The organism is Dyadobacter sp. HNCC25DJ184 (assembly GCF_056895215.1).
In genome coordinates this window covers 167,016-185,866 of sequence record NZ_JBXHAQ010000002.1, presented here as the reverse complement: position 1 = coordinate 185,866, position 18,851 = coordinate 167,016, and the positions used below count along the sequence as shown (strand labels likewise).

The 18,851-nt window shown below is 41.8% G+C and carries 14 protein-coding genes; 4 read left to right on the top strand and 10 right to left on the bottom strand.

Features of this window, described 5'->3' with window-relative positions:
- Positions 1–381: 381 nt before the first annotated feature.
- Both ppk1 and AC1XUD_RS03680 read left to right on the top strand, forming a co-directional pair.
- The gene (gene ppk1, locus AC1XUD_RS03685) at positions 382–2,475 is read left to right on the top strand and encodes a polyphosphate kinase 1 (protein WP_483359606.1); all 2,094 of its coding nucleotides are present in this window, start codon (positions 382–384) and stop codon (positions 2,473–2,475) included.
- Between the two features lie 183 nt (positions 2,476–2,658).
- The gene (locus AC1XUD_RS03680) at positions 2,659–3,252 is read left to right on the top strand and encodes a TetR/AcrR family transcriptional regulator (RefSeq protein ID WP_483359605.1); all 594 of its coding nucleotides are present in this window, start codon (positions 2,659–2,661) and stop codon (positions 3,250–3,252) included.
- Positions 3,253–3,259: 7 nt separating this feature from the next.
- Here AC1XUD_RS03680 and epsC read toward each other — a convergent pair whose 3' ends face one another.
- On the bottom strand, positions 3,260–4,084 hold the full coding sequence (epsC, locus tag AC1XUD_RS03675) for a serine O-acetyltransferase EpsC (protein WP_483359604.1): 825 nt from the start codon (positions 4,082–4,084) through the stop codon (positions 3,260–3,262).
- A gap of 146 nt (positions 4,085–4,230) precedes the next feature.
- Between epsC and AC1XUD_RS03670 the strand changes: the two genes are divergently transcribed.
- A complete protein-coding gene (locus tag AC1XUD_RS03670; protein ID WP_483359603.1) occupies positions 4,231–5,202 on the top strand; it encodes an alpha/beta fold hydrolase in 972 nt (323 codons plus the stop codon).
- 135 nt (positions 5,203–5,337) lie between these two features.
- Here AC1XUD_RS03670 and AC1XUD_RS03665 read toward each other — a convergent pair whose 3' ends face one another.
- The 4 genes from AC1XUD_RS03665 to AC1XUD_RS03650 form a co-directional block, all read right to left on the bottom strand.
- On the bottom strand, positions 5,338–7,788 hold the full coding sequence (locus AC1XUD_RS03665; RefSeq protein WP_483359602.1) for a TonB-dependent receptor domain-containing protein: 2,451 nt from the start codon (positions 7,786–7,788) through the stop codon (positions 5,338–5,340).
- Between the two features lie 109 nt (positions 7,789–7,897).
- A complete protein-coding gene (locus tag AC1XUD_RS03660) occupies positions 7,898–8,425 on the bottom strand; it encodes a hypothetical protein (protein WP_483359601.1) in 528 nt (175 codons plus the stop codon).
- A gap of 66 nt (positions 8,426–8,491) precedes the next feature.
- A complete protein-coding gene (locus AC1XUD_RS03655; protein WP_483359600.1) occupies positions 8,492–9,586 on the bottom strand; it encodes a T9SS type A sorting domain-containing protein in 1,095 nt (364 codons plus the stop codon).
- 113 nt (positions 9,587–9,699) lie between these two features.
- Complete coding sequence (locus AC1XUD_RS03650) at positions 9,700–10,632, bottom strand: isoaspartyl peptidase/L-asparaginase family protein (RefSeq protein WP_483359896.1); 933 nt, start codon at positions 10,630–10,632, stop codon at positions 9,700–9,702.
- A gap of 393 nt (positions 10,633–11,025) precedes the next feature.
- On the opposite strand from AC1XUD_RS03650, the gene AC1XUD_RS03645 reads away from it, so the two are divergent.
- On the top strand, positions 11,026–12,870 hold the full coding sequence (locus tag AC1XUD_RS03645) for a glycoside hydrolase family 2 protein (RefSeq protein ID WP_483359599.1): 1,845 nt from the start codon (positions 11,026–11,028) through the stop codon (positions 12,868–12,870).
- 55 nt (positions 12,871–12,925) lie between these two features.
- On the opposite strand, the gene AC1XUD_RS03640 is transcribed toward AC1XUD_RS03645, so the two are convergent.
- From AC1XUD_RS03640 to AC1XUD_RS03620, 5 genes are all read right to left on the bottom strand, one after another.
- A complete protein-coding gene (locus AC1XUD_RS03640) occupies positions 12,926–15,205 on the bottom strand; it encodes an NADP-dependent malic enzyme (protein WP_483359598.1) in 2,280 nt (759 codons plus the stop codon).
- Between the two features lie 104 nt (positions 15,206–15,309).
- Positions 15,310–16,518: an MraY family glycosyltransferase gene (locus AC1XUD_RS03635; RefSeq protein ID WP_483359597.1), complete on the bottom strand. Its 1,209-nt coding sequence runs from the start codon at positions 16,516–16,518 to the stop codon at positions 15,310–15,312.
- A gap of 137 nt (positions 16,519–16,655) precedes the next feature.
- Positions 16,656–17,402: a glycosyltransferase family 2 protein gene (locus AC1XUD_RS03630; protein WP_483359596.1), complete on the bottom strand. Its 747-nt coding sequence runs from the start codon at positions 17,400–17,402 to the stop codon at positions 16,656–16,658.
- Positions 17,399–17,965, bottom strand: coding sequence for a WcaF family extracellular polysaccharide biosynthesis acetyltransferase (locus tag AC1XUD_RS03625; RefSeq protein WP_483359595.1), 567 nt, complete (start codon positions 17,963–17,965; stop codon positions 17,399–17,401). Before AC1XUD_RS03625 ends, AC1XUD_RS03630 begins: the two co-directional genes overlap by 4 nt.
- Entirely contained in the window at positions 17,919–18,848 is a 930-nt protein-coding gene (locus tag AC1XUD_RS03620) for a glycosyltransferase family 2 protein (RefSeq protein WP_483359594.1), read from the bottom strand. The genes AC1XUD_RS03625 and AC1XUD_RS03620 overlap by 47 nt, the downstream gene beginning before the upstream one ends.
- Positions 18,849–18,851 lie beyond the last annotated feature (3 nt).

Genomic DNA, 18,851 nt, shown 5'->3' with positions numbered 1-18,851 from the left:
TATTTTTTTCCTTTGTGCGACATTTTTTATCGTTTGATTGCTGATTCTGCAACATCAGAATATTCAACGAAGCCCTCCCCAAATTTTTTTTAATATTAGATCATTGGCAGTTTACGCGTTTTGAAAGCAATTAATTGTCCGGATATTAAGGTCTGAACGTCAGATTCTCCTTTTAAAAACCGGCAGGCATATTTTTCAAATCAACTTGTAGGCTCTCTATTAGGAGACCAATTTCAAACGATTTTGGCATGATATCTGTGTGCGATTTACCGTTCGATAAGGTTTTCAGGTCCTGATTTATTTTAAATAATTAAGTTACCTCCTTGCAGCCCAATTGTATTTATATTGTATCAAATTCGATTTTTCAATACTTAATAGTAAATGATTGACGTTACACACCCCTATTTCGATGTAAATCTTAGCTGGCTCTCCAACAATTACAGATTGTTGCTTGAAGCAAAAGATGAAACCGTGCCGATCAGGGAGAGAGTACGTTTTCTTGGACAATATTCTTATCAGACAAAAGAGTTTTACCGCCTTCGGCTTCCAAGTTTGCTTGCCATGTGCGAGGTCAGTAATGATATCAGATCCAAGCTCAATATATATCCCGAATCATTGCTTGAACATATCAATGAAACCATCGAAAATCAGCTGAATGAGTTTACGGATGTGCTTCAAAATGCAATCTTGCCCGGTCTATTCGAACAGGGGGTTCACTTATATTATCTTGAATTATATAGTCAGGAGCACTCCGAATATGCGAGAAACTTCTTTATAGAAAAGCTCTTCCGGTATATGGAGCCGGTATTTCTGGATACCCGGAGAAGTTCTAAACTGGCGCTCTTTGAAACAGGTCAGCTTTATCTGATGATTCGTCTTCAAAGGATTATGCAAGGTGAGACGGAGCTCTATGCTTTGGTCAATATCCCGACTGCGATTTTCGGGAGGTTCATCGTTTTACCCGAATCGGAGGGAAAACGTCATGTGACTTTCCTGGAAGATATTATTGAAGAAAACCTGGATCTTTTGTTCCCGGGGTACGAGATATTGGATTGCTTCGCGTTCCGTGCTGAAAGAGATACTGAGTTAAACATTGAAGATGAGTATCCACCGTCAATGGCGCAACGGATTCTTAAGCAATTAGAAAAAAGAAATTTTGTATTGCCAGCTCAGTACTTTTTTGAAACAGGAATGCCTCCCAAAATGAGAGAGTATCTCATGAGCAAAATAGGGATTCCGCTTTCTGAGTTTCATGAAATGGGGAACTATATCTTTATGCAGGATCTGATCAGGTTTCCATCCGTTTCCAAACGCCTGGATTATGCTGTTCAAAAGCCCATTTACACTGCTGGTTTTGAAGACAGATCATCGATTTTCGATATCATTCAAAAGAACGATCAACTGCTGCATTTGCCTTATCATTCATATGAACCGATTATCCGGCTTTTTAACGAGGCAGCAGTTGACCCCTTGGTTCGGGAGATACACGTTTCACTTTACAAAATCAGTCCTAATTCGTTCATTCTCAACTCGCTCATCAGTGCCGCCAGAAACGGAAAGCGCGTTATGACATATGTTGAGTTGAATACAAAACATGAAATCCATGAAAATCTTCAGTGGTCCCGCAAAATGCGTGACGCCGGAGTGAAGATTATACTTAGTGTACCCGGATTGAAAGTACACGCGAAAATGGCTCTGATTAAGCGTCGTGGGAAGCAAGGGTGGGAACGGTATGCATATCTAGGCACAGGGAGCTTTTATCGCCTTACAAGTCGTGAAATCGTTGACCATGCTTTGCTGACCTGTCATCGCGAGCTTACCAATGAACTAGAATTGCTATTTGGCTATTTGCACACCCAGGATGAGCCCAAGAAATACAAATATCTGCCATTTAACTCCTTGAATGTCACGCAGTTCAATCTTCATAAAAGATTGCTTGATCTGATGGATCGTGAGATCGCCAATTTTAATGCAGGACACAAGGCATTCATTATCATTAAAATAAATCAAATTCAGGATCGGATTTTGATTGACAAATTATATCAGGCTAGTCAGGTTGGTGTGCCAGTCAATGTGATAGTGAGCGAAAGCAGCAGTATTATTCCAGGCCTGCCTTCTCTGAGTGATAATATCACAGTTAATCGCCATGTCGACCGGTATCATGAGAATACGCGGATTTTCCATTTTTGTAATAAAGGGAATGAAGAAATATTTCTTTCGTCGTGTGACTGGACATTCAGAAACCTTCATCGTCGCATTGATATCTGTTTTCCGATTCTGGATGAGACTTTGAAAGGACAGATGAAACAGGTTTTACGAAACTACTTGCAGGATAATCAGAAATCGGTTAAGCTGGATTTATACCAGAACAACCTGCGGGTTCCTGATGATGGAAAAAATAAATTTCGGGCTCAGGAAGCCAACTACCGACTGGTGGAGAAACTAGAAAAAATAACCGTAGCAAAAAAGATTTAGAGTCGCCGGAAGATACTTTCTGACCTAACACACTGACTAAAAATAGAAATGGCCTCTCCTGAGAATCAAAGCGGATTTCAGTATTTTTTTAAAACTTAGGCCTTTTTCGTCTTGAGTTGTCGGAAGGATCTTTTTATATTTGGAATTATAACTGTTTCTCACCCAATTAAGATATACCAACGTATGGGAATAGTAGAGCGAAGAGAACGGCTGAGAACTCAGGTTCGTTCGGATATCGTTAAAACAGCTAAGGAAATCGCGAGGGAAGACGGATGGACAGCGGTTTCCATCAGAAAAATTGCGGAGGTAATAGAATACAGCCCTCCGATCTTGTATGAATATTTCGAAAGTAAAGATAAATTACTTGAAGCGATACGCATTGAAGGATTTGATTTCCTGCAGGCAGAATTTCACAAAATTAAAACGCATTTCAGCAATCCGCAAAAGCAACTGGCAGAAGTAGCGCATTGTATTTGGAATTTCGCGGTTGAAAACCCGGAAGTGTTTCAGGTTATGTTCAATTTGGAAGGAGCATTTTGCGATTCAAAAAAAGCATATTCTCAGGTAATGAGCATTCGGGGAAATCCAGTCTGGGAAATGATCGCCATTTTGAGGCCGAAATCCGGTGAAGCAGTTACCAAAACATATTATGAATGGTGGTGCCTGACGTATGGATTTATATCTATCACCATGACTACTCAGCCAAGATACGCTTTTCCACAAGCTGAGCCTGTATACATGGAAGGTGTCCGCAGGTTTATACGAGCCATTATGTAATTCCGCGCTAAACCGCGGTGTGACGGCGTACTTCCACTTTACTTTGGTGATATACCATGGAAAAGGGAGGTACGCTTCTTGTTATCCAGGCATTTCCCCCAATTATCGAATCATTGCCGATCACGGTTTCTCCACCAAGAATAGTCGCGTTGGCATAAATCACTACATTGTCTTGAATCGTAGGGTGGCGTTTCCGAGATGCCATCGATTTGGATACATGTGTGGCTCCAAGCGTAACGCCCTGGTAAATTTTCACATTGTTTCCAATGATTGTAGTTTCTCCTATCACAACACCGGTTCCATGGTCAATAAAAAAGGAAGTTCCGATGATGGCGTTAGGGTGAATATCTATTCCAGTTTGGCTATGAGCGTATTCAGTCAGCATTCTGGGCAGCAACGGAATACCAGCTTTGGCAAATGAATGTGCGAAGCGATAGGTGGCAATAGCCATGAAGCCAGGATAGATCGATATCACTTCCTCAAGACTGACCGACGCCGGGTCGTTTTCGGTGATTGATCTTGCATCCATAAGAAGCTCTTCATATATGACTGGAATTTCGTCAAAAATTTTATCCAGAATAGCCTCAGTGTTCCCCTCGAGCTGAGGCGCTAGTGGGGTTAATAGGCATTCCAATTTATGCCGTATGTCGGTATATGCTTCAGAAATATCTTTATTTTTTTTGGCTTGCGAACAGTCCTGACTGATAGGAAAGAGGAAATTGATAAGGTTCTGGATGAACTTACCCGCGTCTTCTCTCGATGGCAACTTGTATTTGTACGTTTCGTTTTGTTCCGCAAGCAATTTTAAAAAGGATTGGTGGCTGGCTGTCATTATGTGGTTGCTCGTTGTTGTCGAAAAAGGGTCCTCTATGCTCTTCACATTGGGTAACAAAATAACGTATTGAAACGTTAACTTTTAATAAATAATGGGAAAAATTGTTTGGCACAGTATTTTGATGTACTAATTATTAGTACATTATGTCTCAGATGCATGTAGAAGAAGTAAGTCAAATGGGGAGATTTAACCATTTATTGAAATTCACGAATCGCTGGCTTTTATTGGTTATCGTACCGTTTTCCCTATGCTCATGTTTCGGTCGTTATGTGGTAACTGATAAGGAGGTGAGAAGACATTATGCCAAGGCGGATCTCAAACCTCAGATTGAACTCATTAAAAACGATTCATTAACGCTCTGCGTCGCCAGTATCGGAGCTGATACTTTGCCTATGCTTCTATTGATCCACGGTGCGCCGGGTTCACAATGGGGATATATGAACATGATGGATGATACGATATTAAATAAGAAGTACCATATTGTTTCGGTTGATCGTCTTGGCTACGGAAGGTCGCGGTTGAATAAGTCGCGGTTGAAAAACAAAAGAAAATTCGTGACTTCGATTGATGGTCAGGCAAATGCATTATTGCCAGTTTTCTCATTGAACCACTCATCTGAAAAAGTTACTGTTTTGGGCAGATCGTATGGGGCACCGATAGCTGCTAAATTGGCCACACTTGCTGCTGATAAAGTGAAAGACCTCATCATGGTATCACCTGTTATTGATCCTGATAAGGAAAAGTTCTATTGGTTTTCAAAATGGGGTAGAATGACTATGGTTCAATGGTTTTTGCCGGAGTCGTTTAACACCGCGACAGCCGAAAAATATACCCACTCGGAAGAGTTGCGGAAAGTTATGCCAATGTGGGGAGAACTGGATGTTCCTGTCACTGTAATTCAGGGCGGGAATGACTGGATCGCAGATCCCTCCAATTTTGAGTTTGCAAAAAGTCATATTAAAAGCAAACGTGCCCAGTATATATTCCTTTATAATGCAGGACATATGATCACCTTTACGCATAAGGAAATGATTCGGGAAATGCTTTTACGCAACCTCTTAATAAAGGATCGAATAAGCACGATCAGTCTTGGGTCGACGATGGGTGCTCGGTAAATAAAAATATTTTGATTTCTTAACTACTGATTCAGGAAGTCTGTAAATTGGCAAAGGAAACGGCAGGTAACCAACCCGCCGTTTGCCTGATACTACAATTAACCTATGATGTAAGCACCGGAAGTGATTCTGGTGCTATATTTTTATCCCAAAAGACACGACCGCGCTTCTTCCGTCGGAACTCCATATCCCCGCTCCCGGGTACATAGTGGGTCTTTTGGTGAAATAATGATTGTTCAAGAAATTATTGATACCCATTCGGAGCACATATCTCTGACCCAATTGAACAGAAGTATTTAAGTCCCATATCCCATATGACGGAACTTTGCCCTTGGTACCATTAGCCGAAGGGGTAACCGTGTTTACAGCGTCCGAAAAATTGGACGAGACATAGCTATATTGCAACGTCCCCGAGAATTTACGATTCACAACCTGCAATCCGTTCCGCGAAATCCACTTCGGAACACCTTCCAGTCTATTTCCAACCACACTCACATTTTCCGCATCAACGATTACACTTCCCTTGATATACCTTGCATCAAAATAACTGGTGGAAGTAAAGATGGAAATTTGCGTTGTCTTTAACGGATCTTCTCCAAATTGAAACGGAATCATTTCGAGAAAAGCTTCAATTCCGCGTGTGCGCGAATTCCCGGTGTTTGTTCGAAGAAGATACGTATTGTCGTTATCATCTTGCACCGCCAAAGTGCCTAATCTGTTATTATACAGGATTTGGAACAGGCTTATATCATAATTTAAATACTTGTTGCCTGCGGCACTAATACCAAATTCCAGATTGTAGCCATATGCATCTTTCAGATTTTTATCCACTTTTTCAAGAATCGATGCTGGAATGATATCCTTGAACACCACAGGGCGATATGCCTGCGATATTCCGCCATATATCTTGCTTGTCGGGCTCAAACGATATTGACTATTGACTCCAAACAATGGGAAGTTGTTTTCAATTTTAGTCGGCAAGTCTCCCGGATCATAGTACGATATCGTTCCCGACATATCTGTTTTACCGTGCTCAATTCTGAACCCTGGCGAAACTGTCAATCTTGGCGTTATATAAATCATATTTTCCAGGAAGACTGCAATGTTTTTTGTTTTGAAATGAAGGTCTCGGCCAAATTTCCCTTCAGGAACGGTCAGGTCAAAATCGGAGGTTGTTGTACCTTTTCCCAACTGTCTACGATGCAAATCGTTATTCATAAACTGAACTCCGGCTGTTATGAAACTCGTACGTCCAAGAATATGATACTGATGTATCAGTTTTAGCTCTGAAGTGTAACTGTGAAAATTGTCAATGTCGACTTGCCTCGCCTTATAATCATTCGTTGCCGGATTGATGGTATCGGGAACGTTCGCAAACGCATCATACATCACACTGTTTCTCGCACCATATACTCCTGAATTTGTAAATCTTAGTTTGGTAGCAGGGCTGATTGCCCATTTAATTTCAATGGAAGGTACATAGATGTCCGGATTGAAATAATTTCTGGATCGGGTAGACTGTCTTGGATCTGCCTCAAACATTGCGTCGGTCAAAGGACCTGGAATGTGGTAGACGTAGCTGGACCGACCAAGTTCCGCCTTTATGCTAAAGTTGCGGTTAAAATCGTAAGTGAGGCTCACGAATTGTGATTGTGCTTTGGATTGAGCATTTTTCCGGTATCCTTCCGAATAGCGTCTTTGGTAATATGCTACGTAAGTAAGTTTTCCAACTTTGCCACCAATGGCATTGTAAGAACTGAACAGTCCATATGAGCCGGCTGAATTGACCGATTCAAAACCAAATGTCTTAGTCGTATCCGGTTTCTTGGTCACATAGTTGATCATTCCGCCAAACTGCGCACCATATTGCAGTGACGAAGTGCCATGGATCATTTCAATTTGACTAATAGATTCCATCGCAGGGCTATAATGGCTGGCGGGATATCCGTACATGTCAGAATTGGTAATGATACCATTTTGGCGAATATTGTACTCCCACGACCGGTGCGGATCCAGTCCTCTGGTCGATATATTGACCTGGTTTCCACTTCCATCCATATCGTATACAAAAACACCCGGAACCTTAGCGAACAGCTGTCGACCGGTTTTTTCAGCTATATTTCCATTCACGCCAGCGAGTTCAATCACTTCATTTTTCTTACCAGCCGTAATGAATGTGTCATGAATATCCGGAAGTCTTTCTACTCGGATTTTATTTTTTCGGTCCTCAATGACCACTTCGTCCAGGTTAGTTACTAGCTCCTTCATAGTAATTTCAACGTCTTTATCCTGGCCTTTCACCAAAACAGCATGCAGCTTTTCTTTTGCAAAGCCGACCATCGACAAGTTTAAAGTCAGTTTACCCGCAGGAAGATTTCCAAACGTAAACCTTCCGTCGTTGTCGCTGAAAGTACCTTTTTTATGCTCGTCAATTTTAATAGTAACACCAACAATCGGTTTCCCGCTTTCAGTTTTAATTTGTCCGCTTAGTGATTGCGCGTTGGAATAGGTGAGGGAAGCAAACAGTAAAATGGTACACCAAATACCTGCCCGCAAATGTTGCGGGTTAAATAGAGTTATTTTCATTAAATCTTAATGTAAATGTTTTAACAATATCGTAGAGCGCAACGTAATATCTCGCTCACGGGATTCCGGTAGCGTTTCGAATAACGCATGACTCAAAAAGGATTAGCTTTTAAGCGATATTGTTAATGGGCGGCGGATTGGTGATTGCCTGGAATGGTTCGGTAACAACGGCTTCCTGGTACTGATAAACAGCAGGAATACACCATTCGATAAGAAAGAAGTAATGGCGTTTAGATATCGAAAGATATTCTTTAAGGATATTCTTGAAAAGAAGGTTAGGAATGTTAGATTGGTTTTTGGTGTCTAAATCCAAGGAGTTTACAAGGTTCCAAAATCTTTCTCTCGCATTTTGGTTGAACTCACAATGAAGGTAAAGTGTATCGCTCGCAATATGCCTGTCAACAACATGATAATAGTTGTTTTCATGAAAAATTTCATCCTTGCTATCCTGAGCAGATTGAGAGCTGGCCAGATATGACGCCGTTGCAGGTACTTTAATGATTACAAAATCTCCCGAAGTGAACTCGTCAGCATGGGTTGTTTTAGAAGATGCATTCCAAAGGTTGTAAATCGAATAACCCACCATGTTAAACATGAGGAGAATGACCATTACAATGGACAATGGATGGTTTTTCATCGAGTTGATTTCCTTTGCAGAGTCGCAAAGTACAACTTTTCTATCTGAAAATTAAATCGGGATTCGTCAGCGAACGATCTTTTTTGTGGCTACGCTGTTCCCGTTGGACGCCTTGACGATATAGAGACCAGGAATAAATTTACTTAAATCAAAGACTTTTTTAACCTCAATTTCCTGTGATGACGAAGATTGGCGGCTAATAACACGTCCGTTGATATCGATGATCTCAATACTAATAACAGCGCGGCTATTACTTAAGACGTTCACATTCAGATAATCCTGGGTTGGAATTGGATATGCATTTACAGAAATCGCGAATTCGCCGTCAGCTGGTTTTACGTCTGTCAGAACTCCAGTATCTTCTGCAGATTGATACGGCGGAACTACCACATGTTCACCACCGCGATCGATGGCCGTGATAAGTCCTTCTCGATACGTTTCTGAAATGACAACACCATCATGCCATTCATAGGCGATTATCGCAAATAGGTAAGTACCAGCCAATTCGGGAGCAGTCCACACTAATTTGTTACTCTTAGTGTCAATTTTGAAGGTTCCTGTTTTGGACACGTCATTGGGGTATGTGTAGTCATAAGTTGTCATTCTGACACCACAGGTTCCCGGAGATGGTTTGCTTAATCTTACCAGTTTATAAGATACGCTATCTTTATCCGCCGTTTTCAACCCAAGGTCTGTCTCATAACCCTGACCTACACTGGCTGATAATGTCAGATCCTTAAATTCAGGTGTTGAATTGCCAACTTGAGTATTGATAACTGTCCAGATAAAAAATTTCGAGTAAATGGAATTTGGAAAGTTGAGAACGTCCGCTGATCGGAAATCTTCCTGAATTGAGATCTGAAACGTTCCCGAAGAAGAATAAGTATGAGTCGTTTCGAATAATGCGATTGCTATCCCTGACTCGCCTTGGATATTAGAAGTCCTTTTTAAAGAAGCAGTTACGCCATCTCCAAAACAAATATTGACCGTAGGAACGTCGCCATCAATAGCGGCTTGTTGATTCATATATAACTTCGCTGTGATCTTATATGTCTGTCCCGAAATATAAGTGGCTCTTATTTCTCCGCCGGAAAGATGCGTAGCATAGCTGCTAACTGAGCCAAGAAACAGAATAAAGATTAGAGTAAATATATGTCTCATATGAGAAAGGGAATCCGGAATTACAATGTATGCGATATGTATTTAAACGGTTAATATAAGTGATTTTGTATAACAGAGACAATACATGTGATAAAGAATCTGATATTTTTCTATTAGTCCTTATAAATCAAGACTTCCGATTTTCCATCCGATTTCATATATCCTCTATACATTCCCTCGCTATTGAAGGGCATTGTGATATTACCACTTTTATCGATAGCAATAATACCACCTTCTCCACCCATTTTCACGAGTTTTTTCATCACCACTTCATCAGCAGCTTGCGACAAGGATAGGCCTTTATATTCCATTAAGGCAGATATATCGTGACCAACAACGGAACGAATAAAGAATTCCCCATGGCCGGTTGCTGAAATAGCACAAGTTGTATTGTTGGCATAAGTTCCGGCACCGATGATCGGCGCATCACCAACGCGTCCATATCGCTTGTTGGTCATTCCGCCAGTCGAAGTTCCCGCGGCAAGGTTCCCGGATTTGTCTAGTGCCACACAACCCACGGTTCCGAATTTTTTACCTTCTGCAAATATCAAATCTTCCTGTGAATCTTTATATCCCGATTTTGGGGCACTCTTTACCTTCTCTGTGTGATCCAGTTCAACTTTTTCTTCTTCCTTTGCTTGCAGGAGCGATTTGTAACGCGCTTCCGTGTAAAAATAAGAAGGGTCAACAATCTCCAAACCTTTTTCTTTGGCAAACTTTTCCGCACCTGCTCCCGTCATCATCACATGCGGCGACTTTTCCATCACCGCGATTGCCGCTTTAATCGGATTTTTAATAGTGGTGACACCTGCTACAGCGCCTGCCTTTAAAGTATTTCCCTCCATAATTGCCGCGTCCAGTTCATTTTTACCTTCGTTAGTGAAAACAGCTCCTTTTCCGGCGTTGAAAAGTGGTGAATCTTCCAATACGGTGATAGCTGCCTCAACAGCATCCACGCTCGATCCACCTTTTTCGAGAATGACATATCCTTTTTTCAAAGCCTCATTCAGAACAGCTGTATATGCTTTTTCTTTTTCGGGCGTCATATTTTTTCGTGTAATCGTGCCCGCACCGCCGTGGATCGCAATGGCGAAGTTTGAATTGGTTTGTGCCCAGACAAAAGAGTTTGACAGGCCAAAAAATATTAGAAAAAATATAGGACGAATCGTTTTCATAAATAGGATGTGAAGAATAGGTGGTTATTCAAAACTAATAGTTAAGTAAATATAATGAAATGGAGGGCGACTTTGCGGGTAAAAGAACCTACTAACACGGTGCGCCATTTCCCAATTTAGCTTAATATCGTGAAAAAGGCATGAATATCTGGCTATATGTCAGGATGGAAAGGCGATTTAGCGATGAGAAGTATTATTTTAAAGTAAAGAAGTGTCGAAAAAACCTTTTAGCAAATAGTAATTTCAAGCCAAAAACATCAAATAATGAAATTAAGAATTTTATCAATTGGACTCGTTGCCTGTACCACTTCCTTTCTCAGCTACGCGCAGTCTACTTCTGATTGGAAGATAGCCGGGTCGAAAATACGCACCGACTGGGCGACGAAAGTAGATCCTCAGAATACATTAGCTGAATATCCACGTCCGCAACTTGTTCGCGGCAATTTTCAAAACCTGAATGGGTTGTGGAATTATTCAATCGTATCGAAAGCCAATGAGGCGGAAATACCAGCCAAATATGATGGAAAAATCCTTGTTCCATTCGCGGTGGAATCAGCGCTTTCGGGGGTGGGCCGTACGGTTGGAAAAGATAGTTTGCTTTGGTATCAACGCACCGTTACTATTAAAAAAGTAAATAAAAACCGTGTTCTGTTAAATTTTGGAGCGGTTGATTGGGCGTGTGAGGTTTTTGTTAATGGAAAAAGTGCCGGGAGTCATAAAGGAGGTTATGATCCATTTAGTTTTGATATTACCTCACTTTTGGTTAAAGGAGAAACACAGGATATCAAAGTGCGCGTTTGGGATCCGTCGAGCGATGGGCCGCAGCCACGAGGAAAACAAATCAAGAATCCGAACAGTATATGGTACACGCCTGTGACTGGCATCTGGCAGACGGTTTGGCTGGAAAGTGTTCCCGAAACTTATATTTCCGGCACCAAGAACACACCAGATATTGACAAAAATCAGATTGCGATTCAAAATTTTGTACAAAATGCTCAGCCAGAGGATGAAGTAAAAGTGACTATCTGGGATGGCAACACCAAAGTCGGAGAGGTTGAAGCAAAAGCTAATGAAACGTCAGCGTTAAATATTGCTTCTCCAAAACTTTGGAGTCCTGACTCACCATTTTTATATGATATTAAGGTTGCAGTAGTTCGCAAGGGGAAGGTCGTCGATGAGGTGAAGAGTTATTTCGCGATGCGCAAAATTTCTATGAAACCGGATGCAAATGGAACGCAACGCATGTTGTTAAACAATCAATTCGTTTTCCAATACGGACCATTGGATCAGGGCTGGTGGCCTGACGGGCTATATACTGCTCCAACCGACGAGGCATTGAAATTTGATATTGCAAAAACTAAAGAAATGGGGTTCAATATGATCCGGAAACACGTTAAGGTGGAACCGGCAAGGTGGTATCGTCATTGCGATGAGCTGGGCATGCTGGTGTGGCAGGATATGCCAAGCGGGGATATGGGAAATCATTGGGAACCGCGTCCGGGAATTACTGGCTTAGGTACCGAGAAAAACCGTACTCCGGAATCAGAAGAGATCTATCGCCGTGAGTGGAAAGCCATTTTGGATGCAAATTATAACTTTCCAAGTATCGTAGTTTGGGTTCCGTTCAATGAAGCCTGGGGCCAGTTTAAAACGGAAGAAATCACGAAATGGACGATGGCTTACGATCCTGCACGTTTAGTGAATAGTGCGAGCGGGGGTAATTTCTTCCCGGTTGGACATATTATTGATCTGCATAATTACCCGGCTCCTGCAATGCCGACTCCGGCTATTCATGGCAAAGATCAGGTTGTTGTTTTGGGCGAATTTGGCGGGCTTGGCCTTCCGGTCGACGGACATACGTGGCAGCAAAAGGATAACTGGGGATATCAGAGTTTTAAAAGCCGTGATGAACTTTTCACTAAATACGAAACCTTTATTAAAAACCTGGAGCCTTTGATTAAGCAAGGACTCTCGGCGGCGGTATATACCCAGACAACCGACGTGGAAGTGGAGATCAACGGTATCATGACTTACGACAGAAAAGTAATCAAGATGCCCGAATCAAAGTTAAGCGTGATTCATTCTAACCTTTATAAGGTACAACCTTAAAAAAACAGAAGCCACCGACGCTAACCGGTGGCTTCTTAGCTTTAAAACTGACTGACTATTTTTTATTTTTGAATTGCGCTTCGTTTACGGCAATCGCCACCATATTCACAATCTCGCGCACGGAACTACCAAGCTGCAGAACGTGAACTGGTTTTTTCATTCCCAGTAATATCGGCCCTATTGTTTCCAATTCGGCAGCTTCTTTTAATAAGTTGTAAGCAATATTACTTGCCGACAGGTTAGGGAAAATCAAGGTGTTAGCTCTGCCGCCTTCGACCAGATCACTGAACGGATGATTTTGTTTCAACAACTCCGTATTGAAAGCAAGGTGAGCTTGCATTTCACCTTCAACCACCATTCCAGGATTACGTTTTTTAAGAATTGCAGTCGCCAATCTCATTTTTTCGGCATCCTTTCCATCCGCACTGCCGTAGTTGGCATAGGTTACTAAAGCGATTCTTGGTGTAATGTTGAATCTCTCAATTGCTCGGGCAGTCAATTCAGTTATTTCCACGATTTCATCAACAGTTGGGTCAAGGTTGACGGTTGTATCTGAAAAGAACAGAGGACCTTTCGGCGTCAGAAGAATATACATCCCGGCCACTTTATTTACATCATCCTGTTTTCCAATTACTTGTAAAGCCGGACGAATTGTGTCAGGATATGTACGGGTAAGTCCTGAAATCAGTGCATCGGCCTCACCTGATTCCACCATCATCGAGCCAAAATAGCTCTTGAAGTAGATTGTCCGTTTGGCTTCAATAGGTGTCAGGCCTTTGCGCTTTCTCTTGTTATATAATATAGCCGCGTATTTTTCAACAATATGATCGTTTTCATGTGCCCGCGGATCAATGATCGTCACATCTGCCAAATCCAGTTTACTCTCAGCAATCAGGTGATGAATCGTTTCTCTATTACCCAAAAGGATAGGAGAGGCAATACCCTCATCGCGAACCTGTTGTGCCGCTTTTAGCACTGTTAGATTTTCTGCATCAGCAAAAACAACCCTTTTTGGATCCTGTTTTGCTTTATTCAAAATTACCTTCGTCAGCTGATCGTTTCTCCCTAAACGCGTCGAAAGCTCCTGCTCATATGCATCCCAATCCGTAATAATTTTCCGGGCAACACCGGTTGCAATGGCAGCCTTAGCCACAGCTGGAGCAACGGTGGTAAGCAATCGAGGGTCTACAGGTTTTGGTATAATATATAGCTTTCCGAAAACGATATTGGATTCATTGTATGCGAGGTTGACAATATCCGGAACTGGTTTACGAGCCAAGTCAGCCAGTGCATGAACTGCGGCCAGCTTCATCTCTTCGTTGATTTCTGTTGCACGAACATCCAGTGCGCCACGGAATATATAGGGGAAGCCCAAAACATTATTCACCTGGTTTGGATAGTCCGAACGGCCAGTCGCCATTATCACGTCTTCGCGAGCTTCCACCGCATCAGGATATGGGATCTCCGGATTTGGGTTCGCCATCGCCAGCACTATCGGATCTTTCGCCATGGATTTTACCATTTCTTTCGAAACAATATCGGCAGTGGAAAGTCCCAGGAATATATCAGCGCCAACCATTGCTTCTTCCAACGAACCGTATTCGTTTTCGGTTGCAAACTGGCGTTTCATCTCGTTCAAATCTGTCCGGCCACTATGAATGTGCCCCTTTGTATCGAACATTGCCACTTTTTTCGGATCGACTCCAAGTGACATATATAGTTTGGTGCAGGAAACTGCGGAAGCACCAGCGCCGGAAACGACCACTCGGATATCTTCAATATTCTTATTGACAAGAACTAATGCATTCAGCATCGCAGCAGCGCTGATAATGGCGGTACCATGCTGATCATCGTGCATTACGGGGATATTGAGCTCTTTTTTCAAGCGGGCCTCAATTTCAAAACACTCAGGCGCTTTGATATCTTCCAGGTTAACACCACCGAAAGTCGGCTCCAAAATCTTAACTGTCCTTACAAACTCGTCCACGTCTTTAGTGTCCAGTTCAAGGTCAAATACGTCGATATCGGAATATATTTTGAAAAGCAGCCCTTTTCCCTCCATAACAGGTTTGCCTGCCACAGGGCCAATATCACCGAGGCCGAGTACCGCAGTTCCATTACTTATCACGGCAACAAGGTTTCCCTTTGCAGTGTAAGCATATGCCATTTCTTCATTTTCGGCAATTTCGAGACAGGGTTCTGCGACCCCGGGAGAGTAAGCAAGCGACAGGTCGCGTTGTGTGTTGGTTTCTTTGGTTGGCACCACCTGGATCTTACCAGGGCGGCCCTTTGAGTGATAGAATAAAGCGTCCTCTTTTCTGATATTTTTGTTCATGCCACCATTAAATTATTTGACGCTAAGGTACAAACAATCATTGCAACGCAAACAAAAAGAAAAGTTTATTGAACGCTAATGGCCAGATGGCGTATAGGATTTGTCTATAAATCTCTAAAAATATTTTTATTAGAAGTCACTGATTCACTGCCGAATGTGGGAGTATTGAGAGCTTGCTTTCTCTTTTTAACTGACACGGCTCGCCTTTTCATCCAGAACGCAATGACCATATATAGGCCGAACATCCCGATGTAAATATATAGCGACGCGGTATTAGTGATGTCGCCGTGGAAAGTCAGGAATAGTGCACTATTTAAAATGGTGACCATCCACAGTGTAAATGAAGCCCAGAAGTGATTCAGTCCGTTGTCGATCAGTATGTGGTGCATATGGTTTCGGTCAGCTACAAATGGTGAACCTCCCTTGACAATTCGGACGATAAAAACACGCAGTGTATCGAAGATTGGAACAATCAATAAAACCATCACGATAATCGGTGCATTGAAATGTGCATTGGGATCGTGAAGATATCCAACATTTAAATTCAGGAATTCCACTGCGAAAATAGACAGGAGATACCCTACAATGAGCGAACCCGTGTCTCCCATGAATATCTTGCTGGTCTTGGAAAAATTAAACCTCAAAAAACCGAGTAGGGAGCCAGACATGGAGAAAGCCAGACAGCCAAATGAAAAGTGGTCGTTTAGAATAAACCATATCCCAAAGCCTAAACCGGCGATCAGACTGATACCTCCAGCGAGGCCATCAATTCCGTCAATCAGGTTAATAGCATTTATAATGGCGATGAAGATAAATACCGTTAAAGGAATACTAACATATTCAGGCACATAGTGAATGCCAAAGATACCGTAGAAATTATCAACTTTGAAATTCCCCATCGTCACCAGAATCATAGAGGCGAATATCTGGATAATGAGTTTTTTCGTTGGATCAACCGCCAGAATGTCGTCTTTAATTCCTAAAAAGAAAAGAATTATCATCCCAGTCATGGACAGGGTGATCAAGTTTGAATCCAGCGTATTGCTGGCATGAGGCCAAAGAAAATAGGCAATCAAAGTTGTCGAGAACAGAGCAATACCACCTAAGGTTGGTGTTTCCGCCTCATGAGAACTTCTGAACCCCGGCTTTGCAGTCAGATTTAAAAGATTAGAAAGGTTGATAATAACCGGTATTGATATGATAGATAGGAAACACGCTATCAAAAAGGATAAAATGCTTTGATATATGTCGTGGTGTATAATGTTGTTGAAGCTGCCTTCACTAAAAATCTGGAGTGGTAATATTGTTTCCATGTGTGATGAAATTTCTTTAATTAAAAATGCCAGATCATTTTCGTAAGCCAAAATTGTAAATTTTTACGAACTTTTTCTATGTTTTTATTCTGGAATTATTGCATTTTACTATTCGGTCGAAAACAGTGCCGGCCGCCTTATCTTAAAAACTGGAAAATCTTACGGGCTGGCTTCATGAACAAGGTGTAAAGCCTTGGTTTTAAGTTGTTTACTTCCCATGCTTTTCTATCGTTTCGGTTAGCTTTCAGTCTATTTCCCAGTGTGCTGTTACTAACCCCTCCAACCCTCATTTTTACCCATGTATGCGGTACGTATGCCAATTTTGCGCCATTTTTATGAACCATTCTTAACATGAGCTCGTAATCCGCTGCACTTCCCATATCCAACCGGAACATGCCATAAGTTTGATAAAAATGTTTCCTGATAAAGAAGGTGGGGTGCGGCGGCATCCACCCATTCAAAAAAGCATTTTTCTTATAAACTCCCGAACGCCATTTTCTCTTTATTTCGTTGAGATTAGATGCATCCACGTACTCAAGGTCACCGTAGCAGGCATCGGCGGACTCACGTTTGATCGATTCAACAGCTTCACTTACTACTTCGGCGTTTACATAAATATCATCAGCGTTGATGATCCCGATCAAGTCACCGGAAGCAATATCTATGCCTTTATTCATGGCATCGTAAATTCCGCGGTCGGCTTCACTAACAAACTTCTGAATTTGGCTGCCATAGCTCTTTACAATTTCCTGCGTACCGTCGGTGGAATTACCGTCAACGATGATATATTCAATATCCTGATAGTTTTGACTTAAAACAGAATCAATACAAGAATTCAGCGTTTTGGCTCCGTTAAAAACAACTGTTATTATGCTTACTTTCAATGTGTTATATTTCTGTTTTTGACTAAAACCGCAGGGTTCCCCTGATATATACCGTATGGTACCAAATCTTTTGTTGCTACCGAATTAACCGTCAAAACCGCATGCGACCCAACTGTTACTCCCGGGCAAACTACCGCTTTCGCTCCAATCCAGGCGCCGGATTTAATAGTAATAGGCTTAAAGATAAGGTCGAACGAAACCTTGGTAAAGTCGTGATTACCAGTCAATAACATACATCCTTGCGAAAGGCAGGAATTTGTTTCCAAAGTAACCATTGTGAGGTTGTCTATCCACACATTTTCACCTATCCAAACATGATCTTGAACCTTCAGAAACCATGGGTATTTAACAATAACCTTTGGTTTGATAACTGCCGTTGCAGCGATTTCTGCTCCAAAAATTTCCAGTACCCATCTTTTAATCAGCATCGGAATGGGCAAATATGAGTTAATAAAGATCCTTGATATAATGAACCAGAGAACTATCCTGAGTTTTCCGCCAGGAGTATAGTCGCTGTTATCGTATCGGGACAGATCTGTTTGGGCTAAGGAGATTTTTTCCATATTCTGTCCTGAAATGTTCAACTATATTTTCTTTATTCTTTCCTGCCTTTAGATACACCTCGTAGATTTTAGCATCCACCAGGAATCTGTACCAAAAACCCTGCAAAAAATGCCAGATTAAGCCTTTTGTGCCGTCAAGGAATCCAAATTTTACGATATAACGATAGAGGAAGTATATAAACGGTCGCGTAAACAGCGGCAATGAAGCATATCTGGTTTTCAAATATCGGGTTCTTTGTTCCTGTGTGCCCCAAAAGTTGGGTGTGACGGTCTCTTTATCCTCAAAATTATACTTAATATTCAATAAATCAATGACTTCCCTGATCGCATAATTATTATGTTTCTGCGTCCACCAAGTCAGGTTATTTAAATTGTGATCGACAATATCGTTTTCCAGATTCGCTGTTATTCCGCCGGAAAGTTTGATATGCTCATCCATCCAGAGTTCTTCACAAACACCCATCCCGTTTCGCCAAATGCGCAGCAGCCAGATAGGGTAGTAGCCACCTCTCCGGATCCACTTATCCATAAACATAACCCGCCTTTTAATATAAAAGCCGGAAATGTCGTCCGCTGTAAGGTCAAGCTTGGCATTCAATTCGTAAGCCAGTTCCGGAGTGATATATTCGTCGGCGTCCATCCTCATTAACCACTTGGTTTTGAATGGATTGTTTCGAATACCGAAATTGAACTGAAAAGCATAGGAAATCCAGTCGTTTTGAACGACAATAGCACCCAAGGACTCAGCAATTTCAACCGTATTATCAGTGGAATGGGAATCGACGATAAAAATTTTATCAGTGATAAGTAGAAGGCTATTAACGCACCGCTCGATATGTTTCGATTCGTTATTTGTTAATATAATTACTGATATATCAACCATATA